The organism is Bacillus sp. FDAARGOS_235, from assembly GCF_002073415.2.
Taxonomy (GTDB): domain Bacteria; phylum Bacillota; class Bacilli; order Bacillales; family Bacillaceae_G; genus Bacillus_A; species Bacillus_A toyonensis.
In genome coordinates this window covers 4990543-5007085 of record NZ_CP020437.2, presented here as the reverse complement: position 1 = coordinate 5007085, position 16543 = coordinate 4990543, and the positions used below count along the sequence as shown (strand labels likewise).

Below are 16543 nucleotides of genomic sequence, written 5' to 3'. Positions count from 1 at the left end.
TTAGACAACCACCGTTTCCATTCTCTAAAGATTCCACTCCGTACAACAATAAACATCCAAATAAACTGAAAATTAAGTTATAATATCATTATAAAATATGAAGGAGGAATGCACTCATGTACTACAACACTTCATTCGAAAACGATCAACCTGTAGGCCGTCTATAAACTAAGACGGGCATTCATTTAACACATACACTTTGCCTCGTCTTAGGGAACTCATAATACCCTAAAAATAGACGGAGGTACTTCAAATGAAACAAACAATTTTAGGAGCTATATGCTTATCACTAGCAGCAAGTATATGGGGCGGTATGTATGTTGTTAGCAAATACGTACTCGATTATATCCCACCGCTTACACTCGTTTGGCTACGCTTTATTATCGCTTTTGTTGTTTTGTATGGCATTTTGAAAATAGCAGAGAAAAAACAAAAGAAAAAAGTAACCATTCGCAAAAAAGATTGGCTATTATTCGCTTGGATTGGATTTATCGGATATTTCATTTCAATCACATGTCAATTCATCGGAACAAAATTATCCGACGCCCATACAGGCTCTTTAGTAACATCCGCAACACCTGCATTTATGGTTATATTTGCAGCAATTATTTTAAAAGAAAAGCTAACCGCTCGTAGACTTTTATCTACTATAATAGCGACAATCGGTGTCATTATCGTAATCGGATGGGATATTGAAATTGGCTCCTATTTTATCGGTACCATCATATTAGTGGGAGCCGCTATTACGTGGGCTTTACTATCCATTTATGTAAAAATTGCTTCAGCTCGGTTTTCATCTTTAGTTATTACAACGTACGCCATATTCTTTTCACTCTTTTTTATTACACCTTTTATGATATGGGAACTACAAGTAGCCTCTATCGGAACCGTAAATACGTACGTAATACTAGGCGTATTATATTTAGGAGTCATATCAACGGCAGGTGCCTTTTTCCTTTGGAATAAAGGATTAGAACTAATGGATGCAAGCATCGGTTCCTTATTTTTCTTCTTCCAACCTATCGTCGGATCATTACTTGGCTGGCTCTTATTAAATGAGACATTAAATAGTAACTTTTTTATTGGTGGTATTCTTATTATATGTAGCGTTTTAATTACTACTTTTGAAAAGAAATAAAAAAACAGGCAGAGATTCTTAGTCTCTGCCTGTTCGTATAAACTCACTGTTTACGCACTCCAATGCGCGGGACGGGATAACAATTCCGGCAATTTCGTATGTTTATCCCCTTTCGCCGCATTAATTTGAACTTGCGTAAGAAAAATACTATTTGTAAAGTCTGCACCGCGAATATCTGCATCTCTTAAATCTGCTCCGATGAGATCTGCTCCTCTTAAGTCTGCACCATTTAAGTTCGCTGCAATTAAATAAGCACCCCTTAAATTCGCGCCTTGTAAATTTTTCTTTTTCAGGTTTGCTCCCATAAGATCTGCTCCGCGGTGAATGATTCGTTTCTTACGCGTCGCATTCATTTCCTTCCAAACTAGCTCACTCGTTTCTAAAAGTAAAACATTTACTTCTGCACGGTGTAATGGAATATTTACTTTCATTAACTCGTCCGCATTTAAATTCGAAAGTCGCTCTGTCTCTTCAATCGCTTTACTTAGTTCTTTATGAATTGGCTGCGTCGCCTTTAATAGAATCGCCTCATTCAAATACCAAAGCATTTCATGGAGCTGATGCATAACCGGAAAAGCATCATACATTTTTCTCGCATGCTTAGCATCTTTCCGCCAATCAATCCCTTTAAAGATAACTTGAGAAATCTTCTGCCCAGCACCGAAACATTCAAATACTGTACAACCTTTATAACCTTTTCCTCTAAGATTTTTATGTATACTACATTTAAAATCTGATTGTAAATTGGAACATGGTTTACCACCATCTTTATTCACTGCAAAATCTACCGATGCTGCGAACGGTAACGCCACGCAACATAGACCGAAGCATTTTTCGCAGTTTGCTTTTAAATGATCGTTATGATTAGTCAAAATGTATACCCCCTGTTGTCTTTTGACTATTTCATAATATTCCAACTGCACAAAATAATCAATTTTAAAATAAATTGGCATCTTTCATTTCAAATCACAACTTTATCATTCGATTTCCTTTCAATTGAAAAAGACTAATTCTATCTAATGAATTATAATTAAATTATAAATTTTCAAACAAAAAGGAGAATTACTATGGCACTAGAAATGAAAACAAACTGTCAAATTTGTGATCAATTGCTGGAGCAAGATTCTGAAGCTTACATTTGCGTGTATGAATGTACGTTTTGTGCACCATGTACAGAAGAAAGACATAACGTTTGTCCAAATTGCGGCGGCGAGTTAGTACGTAGACCGAAAAAGAAACAGTAAAAAGCAAAGCGATATAGCTTTGCTTTTTTTATTTTCTTGATATATAAAATTATATCAGCGATTTTTCAAATATATCGAACATAACTTAAACATTTAAAAATTTAACACAAACAGGCTCTGGCACAACAGCATCAGATTGTAAAAGAGTTAACTTTCCTGTAGATTCATTTCTTGAAAATAACACAAGATTATGCGACTTTTCATTTGTAGCAACAAGGAACTTTTCAGTAGGATCTAATACAAAGTCTCTTGGCCAATTTCCTTCTGTAGATGTATGTTCAACAAATGTAAGCTCACCTGAATTTTGATCCACACTGAAAACAGCAATACTATTATGACCACGATTACCTGCATATACAAAGCTGCCGTCAGAAGAAATATGAATCGCACTTCCTTGACTATTTTCATCAAACTCTGCTGGAATAGTAGAAATATACTGTAATTCTGTAAAGGTCCCTTCTTCCGTATTATATGTTAATACGATAACCTCTGAACTCAGCTCAGTCATCACATACGCATACTTTCCATTCGGATGAAAAGTAATATGTCTCGGCCCACTTCCTGGATTTACAGATAAGCTATTCACTTCTGTTAATGCACTACCTTTTATTTCATACGTAATTATTTTATCTATCCCTAAATCAACGCCCACTACATATTTTTCATCAGGAGTATATCCCGCGTAATGTGCATGTGGTTTTTCTTGTCTTTCTTTATTCGGACCTGAACCTTCATGCGCCATAATAGATGAAGCAGGATTTACAGTTCCATTTTCTTCATTTATTTCAAAAGACTCAATCGTTCCTTTATGGTAATTTGCTGTAACTACCGTATGATTCCCACTATCAACGCTCACATGACAAGGAGAAGCCCCTTCTACTACTTGTCTGTTTTCTGCCTTTAACTCTCCAGTTTTACTATCAATTGAATAAGCAGCTACACCACCAGATTCTCCTTCCTTAACAACGGAATAGAGATATTCATTATTTCGGTTAATCGTTACATATGTAGGGTTATCCAGCTTAGCCGCAAGTGTTACATTACTAATTTTTTTTGCTTCTGTGTCTAAAGTAAACTTATATATTCCCTCACTATTTTCTTTCGTATAAGTTCCAACATATCCAATAAACTCTTTGTTATCCTTCATTTTCATAACCCTCTCTCCCTATATTTTTCGTTCATCATACTTCTTAAAATATTTTATGTTGAAAGAGTATCCTAAAAAATCGGAGTATCTCTTTATACGTTACCATATTTTCTTAGTAAATAGCTTTTAAACCCACTTTTTTTGATACGCTGCTATACTTTCATATTCTTCTTCCAAGTGACGGGACAGACGAATATAGATTGGTGTTAAATCTTTATATTTTTCCACACTTTCAATGTTTGGTTCATGGTGGAAATTCGCACCTACCATTTCAGAAACTACATGTAACGTATCTACTTCACCTAAACTATATAAACCGAGGATTGCAGCTCCTAAGCAAGAGCTTTCAAAACTTTCAGGAACATATACGTCTTGATGAAAAATATCCGCCATCATCTGTCTCCAAAGTTCTGACCTTGCAAAACCGCCTGTTGCTTGAATTTTTTTCGGTTCGCCAATTAGCTCTTTTAAAGCGAGAAGAACGGTATATAAGTTATAAATTACTCCTTCTAATACAGCACGAATAAGATGTTCTTTCTTATGATGTAATCCGAGTCCAAAAAAAGATCCTCGCGCATTCGCATTCCATAAAGGAGCTCTTTCCCCTGCTAAATACGGATGAAATAATAAACCGTCAGATCCAGGATTTACTTTTGCTGCTATTTCAGTAAGCACTTCATATGGATCTTTCCCTAAACGCTTCGCAAGTTCAATCTCTGAAGTGCCTAATTGGTCACGAGCCCACCTAAAAATCATACCACCGTTATTAACTGGTCCACCGATTACCCAATGGTCTTCAGTTAAGGCATAACAAAAATTCTACCTTTTGGATCTGTCACAGGACAATTTGTTACAGCACGTATCGCACCGCTTGTACCAATTGTAACAGCCACAACCCCAGGATCTATTGCATTTACGCCTAAATTCGATAGCACTCCATCACTCGCTCCTACTACAAAGGGCGTAGAAACAAGTACATTCATCTCTTTTGCAAGTTCTTCATCTAATCCTATTAAGCTGTGCGTCGTTGGAACAAGTTTAGAAAGCTTTTCATCTGAAATCCCTGCAACACGAAGAGCTTCCTCATCCCATTTTAAAGATTTCAAATTGAACATTCCTGTTGCTGATGCTATAGAATAATCAATTACATATTCTTTATATAACTTATAAAACACATATTCTTTAATAGAAATGAATTTATAACTTTTTGCAAACAATTCTGCCTGCTCATTCTGTAACCAAACTAATTTCGAAAGTGGTGACATCGGATGAATTGGTGTTCCAGTACGCAAATAAATTTCATGACCATTCATATCACTCTTTATTTTCTCTGCCCAGCTTGCACTTCTATTATCTGCCCAAGTGATACATCTCGTTAACGGTTTTCCCTTCTCATCTACAGCAATGATACTATGCATTGCCGAACTAAAAGAGACACAAAGAATATCATTTGGCTGTACACTACTTGATCGTACAGTTTCTTTAATCGTATTTATTACTGCATGAAAAATTTCTTCTGGGTCTTGTTCTGCTATTTCAGGCGTAGGAGAATATAAAGGATATTCAATTCCATGACTTGCAATAACAGATCCATCAGTAGAAAATAGAACTGATTTTGTACTAGTTGTCCCAATGTCTACACCAATCATATATTTTGAGCTCACCATTTCTTCCTCCTAACAAAAAATTGCGACAGTATCCCACCATAAAAATACATTCCTTTTATCTACTGATAACGTTGTATGCCACAATTATCTAAATAGAAACATCTTTATTTTAAACAAACATATCGAGTAGTAAAACGCCTCCAAAAGCGATAAATGAAAGTAACGTTTCTAATACCGTCCATGTTTTAAATGTTTCTTTCACTGTTAAACCTAGGTATTCTTTTACCATCCAGAACCCAGCATCGTTTACGTGTGAAAACATGAGTGCTCCTGCACCTGTTGCAATGACGAGTAACTCTAAATTTACACCTGTCGTATTTTCAACGATTGGCGAGACTATGCCCGCTGCTGTTGTTAAGGCGACTGTCGCTGACCCTGTCGCAATTCGAATTAATCCAGCTACTATAAATGCTAATACAATTGGAGATAGAGCTAAATGTTCAGACATTTGAGCAATAGCATTCCCTACGCCACTATCGATAAGAATTTGCTTAAATCCGCCGCCAGCACCAATAATCGCAACAATAGAACCGATTGGTAATAAGCTATCTTCTGTTACCTTCTTAATAGCCTTTTTATCGATACCTTGACGAAATCCAAGAAAATAGAAAGCTGCAAAACATGCAATCAAAAGCGCAATGATAGGACTACCGATTAATGTGACAATCTTCATTAGAGTATTAGAAAGCGGAACATAAGGAGCTGCTGCTGCTAACACCATTAACATAACGGGTAACAATATAACTAAAAATGAAACTCCTATTCCTGGTAATTTCGTTGATTTTGTATTTACACGTATCAATTCTGGTTCATTTTCAGGAATCACACGTTTGTGAATCCATTTAGCGAATATAGGACCTGCAATAATCGCTGCAAAAAATGTAATAATGAGTGAATAAAGAAGTACCTTCCCAAGGTTCGCTTTATAAATACCAATTGCAACGATTGCCCCTGGATGCGGAGGAACAAGGCCGTGTACGACAGATAACCCAGCAATTGCTGGTAATGCTATCAATAAAATATTTTGTCTCGTTGTTTTATGAATAGAAATTACTAACGGCAATAATATTAAAATGCCTACTTCAAAAAACACCGGAATTCCAATAATAAAACCTGCAATTAACATCGCCCATGGTAAGTTTTTTATTCCAAAGGATTTAATAAAGAACTCTGCCACCTGCATTCCAGCACCTGACTCTGCCATCATTTTCCCTAGAATTGTACCTAATACTAAAATACCTACTAAATACCCGAGAACACTTCCGACTCCCGTTTCATAAGCGCTCACTATTTTATCCATTGGCATTCCAGACATAATTGCTAAAAACAAACTTGCAATCGTTAAACTAATAAACGCATGCCATCTCCACCACGATACTCCTAAAATAACAATTACAATTGATAATAATGTAATCATTAAAAGGTACATATTCATACTCAGTTCCACCCTTTTATGTAAACCCTTTCAAAATTACTATACAATTAAGAGAACTTATATAGTTCTTTCTTGAGTAAGAGATATTTTCACATAATAATGATTTATATAAAAAGAATCTCCCTTATCAGAGATACACGTTAACTACTCTCTCTAATAAGGGGATTTCTCTTTAATAATTATAATGTTATTATGATAAACGCTTCGTGCGAGCAATTTGTCCTTTTTTTAAAGTGCATGACGCTTTCTTCTCTTGCTGTATTCACGTAGTAAGACTCCAAAAAGTTAAACGATGAAGTTACCTAGGAATCTGTCCTCTCATGAAAAGTAATTTTCGGAAAGTCTCCTCCACTTTCATATATTATAATTTAGGCGCTTTCGCCCAATCTGCAGCAAACTTTTCCATACCTTGATCTGTTAATGGATGCATAGCAAGTTGTTCAATTACTTTATAAGGGATTGTAGCAATGTGAGCACCTGCCATCGCTACACGAGTTACATGATCTGGGTGTCTGACAGAAGCTGCAATAATTTGTGTATCTAATTGATGAATATCGAATAGCTCAGCAATTTTCGCAACTAAGAGCACACCATCTTCAGAAATATCATCTAAACGTCCTAAAAATGGAGAAACGTACGTTGCACCTGCTCGAGCAGCTAAAAGTGCTTGGTTCACCGTGAAGATAAGTGTAACGTTCGTTTTCACACCTTTTTCAGTAAGATAGCGACAAGCTTCTAATCCTGCTAGCGTCATTGGAAGTTTTATCGTGACGTTTTTATCGCCACCGTTAATTTTAATTAATTCTTCTGCTTGAGCAATCATTTCTTCAGCTGTAACAGCATCTGGCGTTACTTCTGCCGAAACAGACTCAACTTTAGGTACTGTCTGACAAATTTCTGCGATACGGTCTTCAAACTTAACACCCTCTTTTGCTACTAAAGAAGGATTCGTTGTAACACCAGCTAAAACTCCAAGTTTATATGCTTTTTTTATGTCCTCAAGATTTGCAGTATCAATAAAAAATTTCATGATCAATTCCCTCCAGTTTTTAAACGTTGATGAGTTACATGTTTATCCCGCTATTTGCCGGGCAGTAAGACCCCACCTCAACATTCAGCGAAGCAAAGAAGTTAAGTTGGGGGGCGTGCTTCCCGTAAAAGCCCGATTGGTAAAGGCTAATGTGGAGGATGAAGAACCCCCACTAATTAAAGTTTCACTTTATTTCTTTTCTACTGCATGTCCGCCAAATTCATTACGCAGAGCTGCTACAACTTTTCCTGTAAATGTATCATTGTCTAATGAGCGGTAGCGCATTAATAGAGACATTGCGATAACAGGAGTTGCTGTTTGAAGGTCTAATGCTGTTTCTACTGTCCATTTTCCTTCACCAGAAGAATGCATTACTCCCTTAATTTCATCTAGTTTCGCATCTTTAGAAAATGCATTTTCAGTTAATTCCATTAACCAAGAGCGAATGACTGAACCGTTATTCCATACTCTTGATACTTTTTCATAATCGTAGTCAAATTCACTTTTCTCTAGAATCTCAAATCCTTCACCAATAGCAGCCATCATACCGTATTCAATTCCGTTGTGAACCATTTTTAAGAAGTGACCACTACCAGCTTTTCCGGCATATAAGAATCCATTTTCTACAGCTGTATCCCGGAAGATAGGTTCAACGATGTCCCAAGCTTCTGGATCTCCTCCGATCATGTAACAAGCACCATTACGAGCGCCTTCCATTCCGCCAGAAGTTCCTGCATCCATAAAGTGAATGCCATCTTTCTTTAGTTGCTCATATCGGCGAATAGACTCTTTATAATGTGAATTACCAGCTTCAATTAAAATATCTCCTTTTGAAAGCAATGGCGTAACCTCATCAATAACAGAATCAACAACAGCGTGTGGCACCATAACCCAAAGAATTCTTGGTGATTGTAATGACTGAACAAGATCACTTAAACTAGATACACCTGTAGCCCCGTACTCTTTCATTTCTTCCACTGCGCTCGTATTTAAATCAAATGCTACTACTTCATGTTTATGATCCATTAAATTTTTCCCTAAATTTAATCCCATTTTACCTAAACCAATTAATCCTACTCGCATAATATAATTCCTCCTCAAATCATCTTTTATTAAAAATCCATATCACTAGAATCTGGAATACCTTTCAGCACCGATAAATTAGTATGTACAGAAAGGTATTCACAGTCATAACTTAAGAATTCAACACATTTTTTGTAATTTGAACAACGTTTTCTGTCGTAAATCCAAATAGATTCATGACTTCAGCTCCAGTTCCTGAAGCTCCAAATGTTTCAATTGATAGTACTTTTCCTTCTTGTCCTACATAACGTTCCCAACCGAGAGATACACCCATCTCAAGCGATACTCGTTTCGTTACAGAAGACGGAAGAACCGATTCTTTATATTCTTTCGATTGGCGATCGAATAATTCCCAGCTCGGCATTGCAACGATGCGAACAGAAACATGATCCTCTTCTAATTTTGCTTTCGCACTAGCAGCTAAGGATACTTCAGAACCTGTCGCAATTAAAATCACATCCGGATTTTCATTTGTTTGCGTTAATACGTAAGCTCCTTTAGAAAGATTCTCTATGTTCGCTTTCGTTTCCTCAAATACCGGTAAATTTTGACGACTAAGTACTAAAACGACTGGACCATCCGCTTGCTGTAAAGCATAAGCCCATGCACTCGCTGTTTCATTCGCATCTGACGGGCGGATAACTGTTAAACCAGGAATTGCCCGAAGAGCTGCTAAATGTTCAACTGGTTCATGCGTTGGACCATCTTCTCCTACAGCGATCGAATCATGCGTAAATACGTAAGTAACTGGTAACTTTTGCAATGCAGCCAGTCGAATAGATGGACGAAGGTAATCATTAAATACAAAGAATGTACTAACGAAAGGTTTTACTCCTCCATGAAGTGCCAGTCCATTCGCTGCGGCGCCCATTGCATGTTCACGTACACCGAAGTATATATTTCGGCCAGCATACGATTCTACTGCATACACTGCTTCACCTTTTATATCTGTCATCGTAGAATGAGAAAGATCTGCACTTCCACCGAAAATAGAAGAAATCGATTTCACATAATGGTTAATAGCTTCCCCACTTGCAACACGAGTTGAAATCGTTTTTTCAGTATCGAAGGATAAAATGTCTTTCTCTTCGATTAAAACTTCACCTGTAATCGCTTTTTCTAATTCATCTGCTAGTGCAGGGTTTGACTCTCTGTATAAGTTGAACTGCTCATTCCAGCCATGTTCTTTTTCAATACCTTTTTGTTTCAGTTCATTAAAATGAGCTGTTACTTCTTCAGGTACAAAAAAGTCTTCTTCATAATGCCAACCATACACTTGTTTTGTCGCTGTCGCTTCTTCTAATCCAAGCGGGTTACCATGTGCTTTGTTCGTTCCAGCAACTTTTGGACTTCCGTAACCTATAATGGTTCTAATTTCTATAAGAGTAGGTTGGTCCGTATTGTCTTTCGCTAATTGAATCGCTTTTGTAATCGCATCAACATCGTTTCCATCTTCAACTCTTACATATTGCCAATGTGCAGATTCTACCCTTTTCTGCATATCTTCAGAGAAAGCAATGTTTAATTCACCATCAAGTGAAATTTCATTTGAATCATACAGCACAATTAACTTGCCAAGTTTCATGTGCCCTGCCATTGACATCGCTTCATAAGCGACACCCTCCATTAAATCACCGTCTCCAACTAAAGCATACGTATTGTGATCTATAATAGAGTGACCATCCTTATTAAACTTCGCTGCTAAATGCGCTTCTGCCATTGCCATTCCAACAGCATTGGCAATCCCTTGCCCTAACGGTCCTGTAGTTGCTTCAACTCCTGAAGTGTGACCAAACTCAGGATGTCCTGGCGTTTCACTATTTAATTTTCTGAAGTTTTTCAAGTCATCAATTGAAACGTCATATCCGGCTAAATGAAGTAGGCTATATAATAAGCTAGATCCATGTCCCGCCGATAAAACGAATCGATCACGGTTAAACCATTTTGGATGATTAGGATTATGATTTAAATGATTCGCCCATAATGCATAAGCCATTGGCGCTGCTCCCATCGGAAGACCTGGATGACCTGAATTTGCCGCATTAATAGCATCAATTGATAACGTACGAATTGTATTCACTGCTAATTGATTTATGTTTTGTGTCATAGTAATCGTCCCCCTAAATGCTTTCATGAAAGAAAGTACCTATTTTTTCGTTTCTTGATCTAACCACCATTTAAATTCACTTTCTTGCAATAGTTCATTAGACGCATCTGGACCATATGAACCCGACTCATATTCATGAAGTGGTAATAAGTTTTCTTCGAATGCTTCAAGAATTGGTTGTACCCATTCCCATGACAATTCAACTTCTCTCCAATGTGCAAAGAATGTAGCGTCTCCACTCACAGCATCATGAATGAGTCTTTCATACGCTTCAGGTACTCCCACATCCGCTTGCTCACAAGTAAAGTTAATACGCATCGGTTCAATTTCTCCATTTTTCAATGGATTTTTACTATTTAACTGTAATGAAACGTTCTCACCTGGGCTAATTTCAATTATTAACAAGTTAGGTGCTGCATTTGGATTACTATCTTGATATTGCTGTTTTAACGTATTTTTAAATTCGATTACAATACGAGTAGACTTTTCTTTCATTCGTTTGCCTGTTCGTATATAAAAGGGAACGCCAGTCCAAAATGGATTATCGATCCACAAGCGAGCAGCAACAAATGTGTCTATGTTAGAAGAAGGATTTACTCCTGGCTCCTCTTTATATGCTACAACTTGCCCGCCTTTTATCTCTCCTGCAGCGTATTGTCCGCGAATGATATGATTGTGAACGTCTTCTTTTTTCACTTTACGAAGCGTTTCCATTACCTTTCGCTTTTCCTCTCGAATTTCACATGCGTTAATTTTTTCCGGCAGATTCATAGCAGTCATCATTAATATTTGTAACATATGATTTTGAACCATATCACGAATGGCTCCTGCCTGATCATAATATCCTGCTCTTTCTTCAACCCCAACTGTTTCACTCGCTGTAATTTGCACATTCGCTATATGTTCTTTATTCCAAATCGATTGGAGAACAGGATTTGCAAATTCTAGTGCTTCAAGATTTTGAATCATCGGCTTACCTAAATAATGATCTATACGGTATATCTCGTCTTCTTCAAACGTTCGACTAAGCTTGTCATTCAGCTCACGCGCAGATGTAAGATCGTGCCCGAACGGTTTCTCAATCATCAGACGTTTCCATCCATCCGTTTTATCAAGTCCGCTTTCCTTAATATTTAAAGCAATTGTCTCGAAAAATTCAGGAGCCACTGAAAGATAGAACATTCTATTTCCTTTTATATGTAGTTCTTCTTCCCTTTCACGAACGACTTGTAATAATCTCTCATAGTCTTCCGGCTTACTCACATCTAATGGACAATAACGAAAATTATCTAAAAAACCTTCGAGTTCTGGAGTACCTTCTTCTCTATGACGGGAAAACGTCTCTATTGATTCTTTTATTCTTTTTTGAAAATCTATATGAGATACTTCACGTCTTCCAAGCCCAATAACGGATATTTGCTTTGGAAGCTTTTGATCTCTATATAAGTTATATAGTGCGGGGTAAATTTTGCGTTTCGCTAAGTCCCCTGTCGCTCCAAATAAAACAAAGGTCATTGATTCCAATTTTAGTCCCCCTCTTGTTGTATAATCCTGGTCAATATATTCAAAATGAATTGTACAGAAGCTCATGTTTTATAAAAAACAAAGAGTTATCAAATTCCAATTCTTTTTATACCTTTCGCTTTCTAATTGTCCCCAATATTAATAGTGGCAATTCAAAGCATTTCTACCACAACTTACTTATTTATCGAATTTAACGAAATAATGTATATTTGATTACTTTTAGTAATTAAATAATCTTACGTTTAGTATATTAACCACATAAATTATTATCGTCAATAAAAATGTCTTGGATTAAATACTATTTATTTCGTAATACTTTTCTAAGTGTATTCCTAGTTACCATCCATTTTCAAAGATAATGATCAATATAATAAATATCAGTTTCATCAAAATCTTCAATTAATTTTCTATTAAACTTGCGAGCAGACGTTACACTATAATCAAAAGGCTTCTCTATAATAAGACGGTTTAACCCTTTTGTAACCCACAATCCACTCTCTTTAATATTCAAAGCAACGATATCAAACACTTCTGGTATAACAGATAGGTAAAACATACGGTTTTCAGAAATGTTTAATTCTGTTTCACGCCTCTTTACAAGACGCAACAAACCTTGATAGTCCTCTATATTCGCTGTATTTACTTGACAATAACGAAATGTGCTAATAAATTCTTCTACTCCTGATTTGTCATCAGTAGATATTCTAGAAAATGTAGCAAGGGATTGTTCTACCTTTGTTTGAAATTCCACATCTGACATTACCCTTCTGCCAATACCGATAATCGAAATAGATTGCGGTATATGTTGATTACTAAATAGTTTGTATAAAGCAGGGTAAATTTTGCGTTTCGCTAAATCCCCTGTCGCTCCGAATAAAGTGAAACTTTAATCAGCCCTCACCAATCGGGCTTTTACGAGCAGCCCAACTCCCACCTAACTTCTTTGCTTTCGCTGAATTTTGAGGTGGGGGTCTTACTGCCTGTGAATGCGAGATAAACGTAATGAATAAATCATGCTGTAAAAATAACATCTACCCTTTCTTCAAAAAGCTTTACAGTAGTTTTTAGAAGTACGTTACATTATTTCATTTCATGCACTTTCCTCTTCTTTATATAAAATTCTCACTAACCAAATTCAAAATATTATACTTATTTTTCGTACTTTGCTATGCTATAACCACAAACAGGAGGTATAAACTATGAAAGCACAAATTATCCATTCTTTTGGGGATTCATCTGTATTTCAATTAGAAGAAGTTTCAAAACCAAAACTTTTACCAGGTCATGTTCTAATCGATGTAAAAGCAACAAGTGTAAATCCAATCGATACAAAAATGCGTAGTGGTGCCGTTTCAGCAGTCGCTCCTGAGTTTCCAGCTATATTACACGGCGATGTAGCTGGTATTGTTATTGAAGTAGGAGAAGGTGTTTCGAAATTCAAATCAGGGGATGAAGTATACGGATGTGCCGGAGGTTTTAAAGAAACTGGAGGTGCACTTGCAGAATTTATGCTTGCTGATGCACGATTAATTGCTCACAAACCTAACAATTTAACAATGGAAGAAGCTGCTGCTCTACCATTAGTTGCAATTACAGCTTGGGAATCTTTATTTGATCGTGCAAATATTAAACCTGGTCAAAATGTTCTCATTCATGGAGCTACTGGTGGCGTAGGACACGTAGCCATTCAACTAGCTAAATGGGCAGGCGTTAAAATTTTCACAACCGCTTCTCAGCAGAGCAAAATGGAAATAGCCCATCGTCTAGGAGCCGATATAGCTATTAATTATAAAGAAGTATCTGTTCAAGAATATGTGCAAAAACATACGAATGGAAACGGATTTGAAGTTATATTTGATACAGTAGGTGGCAAGAATCTTGATCATTCTTTTGAAGCTGCTGCGGTCAATGGCACTGTCGTAACAATTGCAGCTCGTTCAACCCATGACCTCTCTCCTTTACACGCAAAAGGACTCTCTCTGCACGTTACTTTTATGGCATTAAAAATATTACATACTGATAAGCGTAATGATTGCGGAGAAATCTTAACGCAAATAACGCAAATTGTAGAAGAAGGAAAACTTCGCCCATTGCTAGATTCGAAAACTTTCACGTTTGATGAAGTTGCCCAAGCACATGAATATTTGGAATCGAATAAAGCAATAGGAAAAATAGTGTTAAAAAACGTTTGGTAATTTTGACTCGATAAAAACAACTTATTAGTTATCCTAATTACCAATTAACATGAGATAATGATACATAAAATAAAATGCCATGCGTAACAAAAACCTTGCAGAGAAATTCTACAAGGTTTTTGTCTATATATTTAAATAAAGAATCATATTAAAATAAAAGGTTTACAATTCATCATAGTAGTCTTAAATATAAGCTGCTTTAAAGGCTTGTTGGACAGCTTGTACTTCTAATGAGTCTTTACCATATAAGTTCGTTGCTACACGAATACAAGCTTCTTTTAATTCTTTAAAGTCAGAAGTCATATTTAATTCATCCGTATTTGCATAATAGAAAATATCAAACATTTTATCTTCTCCAATGCCATGTACGTTTACTCCATTATGGTTTCCACCACTAGCAATCAAGTAAGCTACTTTATTAATAATGCTAGAGTTCGTGTGTACACCACCATGATCGTGGTCAGCATCAATAGGTAAGTTATTATAATGTCTATAGTCCTCCGGATATCTAGAAGAGATAGATGATGGGTTTTTCATATCTCTAAAAATACGACCTGATTGTTCTCCCATTGTCCAATTGAACTTTCCGTTATTGGCATACTTTTCAACTGCTACTCCTAAAATATCAGATAGGGCCTCATTAATTGCACCAGCTTCTCCTGCATACTCAAGTCCAGACTCATTTCTTGTAACCGCGTGTGTAAATTCATGTCCTGCCACATCAAATGCTCTAACAATTGGATCTCCGTATACTAGCATAGCTCCATTACTAAATGCATTAAACCACTGCTCAGGATTTCCTTTATTCGTACCATTTGTGTTCCAACCATGAACGACAGAAATTACTTTTTGTCCGTTATTATCAAAGCTGTTACGGCCATATTTTTCTTGATAAAAATCATATACTTTCGTTGCTAAATAATGGGCACTAACTGCTTTAGGATCAGTAAAATTTGTAGAATTACTTGTTACTAAATCATCGAGATAACCCCATACATTTCTTCTATAATTATTATAATCTTTATAATTAGCAGTATATGTTTCAATTCCCTTACCACGAGAATAATCTGCAAGCATGTACGTTCCATCACTTCGCTGCGTAATTCCAAACGTACGATTAATACCTAAGTCATCTTTTCCTGTACCTGTTAATTTCGAAGGATCTTGTGATTTATTTGCTGTCGCAGATTGGACAATACTACTATCTACTTGTATACCCAATTTTTGAACGAGTTCTTTTAATAGATTACCCCCAAAAGCATCAATTAATACCGTACCAGATACATATTCAGGTGTAGATGCACTAAAAGTAATTTGATATGCGTTTGTAGCTTTATTTGTATTTTCATCTACATATACCACTTGTTTAATTTCTGGTTCTTCAATAAATATAAGATCATTTCCATAGATGTTGAAAAGCTGTTTCTTTGCATCCTCTTCTGATAAAGTAATAGGTTGTTTCAAATCTTCCTGTTGTTGTAGATCTTGGGCACTATCCCCCGAAACGCTCGCAAGTACACCATCATCATTTATATGTGCTGTTAGTTGATATCCGTATACATCACGTCCTTCATACGTTTGTTGAAGACGTACCAATGTAGTACCATCATAAGATTTACGACTTTGCGTAACATTATAATTAACTTTGGATTCCGTATTAACTTGCTTTGATGATAATGCTTGTTCTGTTTTTCCTTTTAGTGCATCCTTTGCTACATTTTCTGCCGAATTTTGAGAAGGTGCTGTTAAATTACCTGTTCGGAACGTATCTTCCTTTGTTTCCACTTTTAAATCTTCTGTTTCCGCATGCACTCCTCCATAGGGCATAATCGCCGATAACACCACTCCTGTAGTTAAACCTACCTTTACGAAATTATTCATATTCTTACTCCTTTATAATCTTATTATTAAGTTAAATAAATGTTTTTTCAGAATTGGAAACATAGATATTTCAAACTATCTATGTTTATCTA

The 16543-nt window shown here is 36.3% G+C and carries 12 protein-coding genes and 1 pseudogene; 3 read left to right on the top strand and 10 right to left on the bottom strand.

All coding sequences use genetic code 11. The features are described from left to right. Positions 1-253: 253 nt before the first annotated feature. The gene (locus A6J74_RS28195; protein WP_000814754.1) at positions 254-1138 is read left to right on the top strand and encodes a DMT family transporter; all 885 of its coding nucleotides are present in this window, start codon (positions 254-256) and stop codon (positions 1136-1138) included. Between the two features lie 50 nt (positions 1139-1188). Here the strand turns inward: A6J74_RS28195 and A6J74_RS28190 are convergent, their stop codons facing one another. Further along, positions 1189-2010 (bottom strand): pentapeptide repeat-containing protein, encoded by an 822-nt coding sequence (locus A6J74_RS28190; protein ID WP_000181437.1) that lies wholly within the window; start codon positions 2008-2010, stop codon positions 1189-1191. A gap of 195 nt (positions 2011-2205) precedes the next feature. Between A6J74_RS28190 and A6J74_RS28185 the strand changes: the two genes are divergently transcribed. Then, positions 2206-2382, top strand: a complete 177-nt coding sequence (locus A6J74_RS28185; RefSeq protein WP_001162784.1) for a DUF1272 domain-containing protein — start codon at positions 2206-2208, stop codon at positions 2380-2382. A gap of 85 nt (positions 2383-2467) precedes the next feature. Here the strand turns inward: A6J74_RS28185 and A6J74_RS28180 are convergent, their stop codons facing one another. The 8 genes and pseudogenes from A6J74_RS28180 to A6J74_RS28140 all read right to left on the bottom strand — a co-directional run bounded on the left by A6J74_RS28180 (position 2468) and on the right by A6J74_RS28140 (position 13216). Then, complete coding sequence (locus A6J74_RS28180; RefSeq protein WP_000782234.1) at positions 2468-3535, bottom strand: lactonase family protein; 1068 nt, start codon at positions 3533-3535, stop codon at positions 2468-2470. 120 nt (positions 3536-3655) lie between these two features. Next, positions 3656-5196, bottom strand: a pseudogene (gene gntK, locus A6J74_RS28175) (gluconokinase). Positions 5197-5305: 109 nt separating this feature from the next. After that, positions 5306-6631 (bottom strand): gluconate permease GntP, encoded by a 1326-nt coding sequence (gene gntP / locus A6J74_RS28170; protein ID WP_080609747.1) that lies wholly within the window; start codon positions 6629-6631, stop codon positions 5306-5308. Between the two features lie 361 nt (positions 6632-6992). Next, entirely contained in the window at positions 6993-7661 is a 669-nt protein-coding gene (gene fsa / locus A6J74_RS28165; RefSeq protein ID WP_000667695.1) for a fructose-6-phosphate aldolase, read from the bottom strand. Positions 7662-7850: 189 nt separating this feature from the next. After that, positions 7851-8744, bottom strand: a complete 894-nt coding sequence (gnd, locus tag A6J74_RS28155) for a phosphogluconate dehydrogenase (NAD(+)-dependent, decarboxylating) (protein WP_001263675.1) — start codon at positions 8742-8744, stop codon at positions 7851-7853. A gap of 112 nt (positions 8745-8856) precedes the next feature. Further along, positions 8857-10851: a transketolase gene (gene tkt / locus A6J74_RS28150; RefSeq protein WP_000193006.1), complete on the bottom strand. Its 1995-nt coding sequence runs from the start codon at positions 10849-10851 to the stop codon at positions 8857-8859. Positions 10852-10890: 39 nt separating this feature from the next. Next, a complete protein-coding gene (gene zwf, locus A6J74_RS28145; RefSeq protein ID WP_000445326.1) occupies positions 10891-12375 on the bottom strand; it encodes a glucose-6-phosphate dehydrogenase in 1485 nt (494 codons plus the stop codon). Positions 12376-12724: 349 nt separating this feature from the next. Next, positions 12725-13216, bottom strand: coding sequence for a glucose-6-phosphate dehydrogenase (locus A6J74_RS28140; RefSeq protein ID WP_073990656.1), 492 nt, complete (start codon positions 13214-13216; stop codon positions 12725-12727). Between the two features lie 358 nt (positions 13217-13574). On the opposite strand from A6J74_RS28140, the gene A6J74_RS28135 reads away from it, so the two are divergent. Beyond that, positions 13575-14570: a zinc-dependent alcohol dehydrogenase family protein gene (locus tag A6J74_RS28135; protein ID WP_080609744.1), complete on the top strand. Its 996-nt coding sequence runs from the start codon at positions 13575-13577 to the stop codon at positions 14568-14570. A 183-nt stretch (positions 14571-14753) separates the two neighbouring features. Here A6J74_RS28135 and A6J74_RS28130 read toward each other — a convergent pair whose 3' ends face one another. Further along, positions 14754-16451, bottom strand: coding sequence for a M4 family metallopeptidase (locus tag A6J74_RS28130; protein WP_001058945.1), 1698 nt, complete (start codon positions 16449-16451; stop codon positions 14754-14756). Positions 16452-16543: the final 92 nt, after the last annotated feature.

What these genes read in the sequence shown, in the direction of transcription:
- A6J74_RS28195 (WP_000814754.1), top strand. Translation starts at nt 254, where the DNA reads ATGAAACAAACAATTTTAGGAGCTATATGCTTATCACTAGCAGCAAGT.
- A6J74_RS28185 (WP_001162784.1), top strand. Translation starts at nt 2,206, where the DNA reads ATGGCACTAGAAATGAAAACAAACTGTCAAATTTGTGATCAATTGCTG.
- A6J74_RS28180 (WP_000782234.1), bottom strand. Translation starts at nt 3,535, where the DNA reads ATGAAAATGAAGGATAACAAAGAGTTTATTGGATATGTTGGAACTTAT.
- gntP (WP_080609747.1), bottom strand. Translation starts at nt 6,631, where the DNA reads ATGAATATGTACCTTTTAATGATTACATTATTATCAATTGTAATTGTT.
- fsa (WP_000667695.1), bottom strand. Translation starts at nt 7,661, where the DNA reads ATGAAATTTTTTATTGATACTGCAAATCTTGAGGACATAAAAAAAGCA.
- gnd (WP_001263675.1), bottom strand. Translation starts at nt 8,744, where the DNA reads ATGCGAGTAGGATTAATTGGTTTAGGTAAAATGGGATTAAATTTAGGG.
- tkt (WP_000193006.1), bottom strand. Translation starts at nt 10,851, where the DNA reads ATGACACAAAACATAAATCAATTAGCAGTGAATACAATTCGTACGTTA.
- A6J74_RS28135 (WP_080609744.1), top strand. Translation starts at nt 13,575, where the DNA reads ATGAAAGCACAAATTATCCATTCTTTTGGGGATTCATCTGTATTTCAA.
- A6J74_RS28130 (WP_001058945.1), bottom strand. Translation starts at nt 16,451, where the DNA reads ATGAATAATTTCGTAAAGGTAGGTTTAACTACAGGAGTGGTGTTATCG.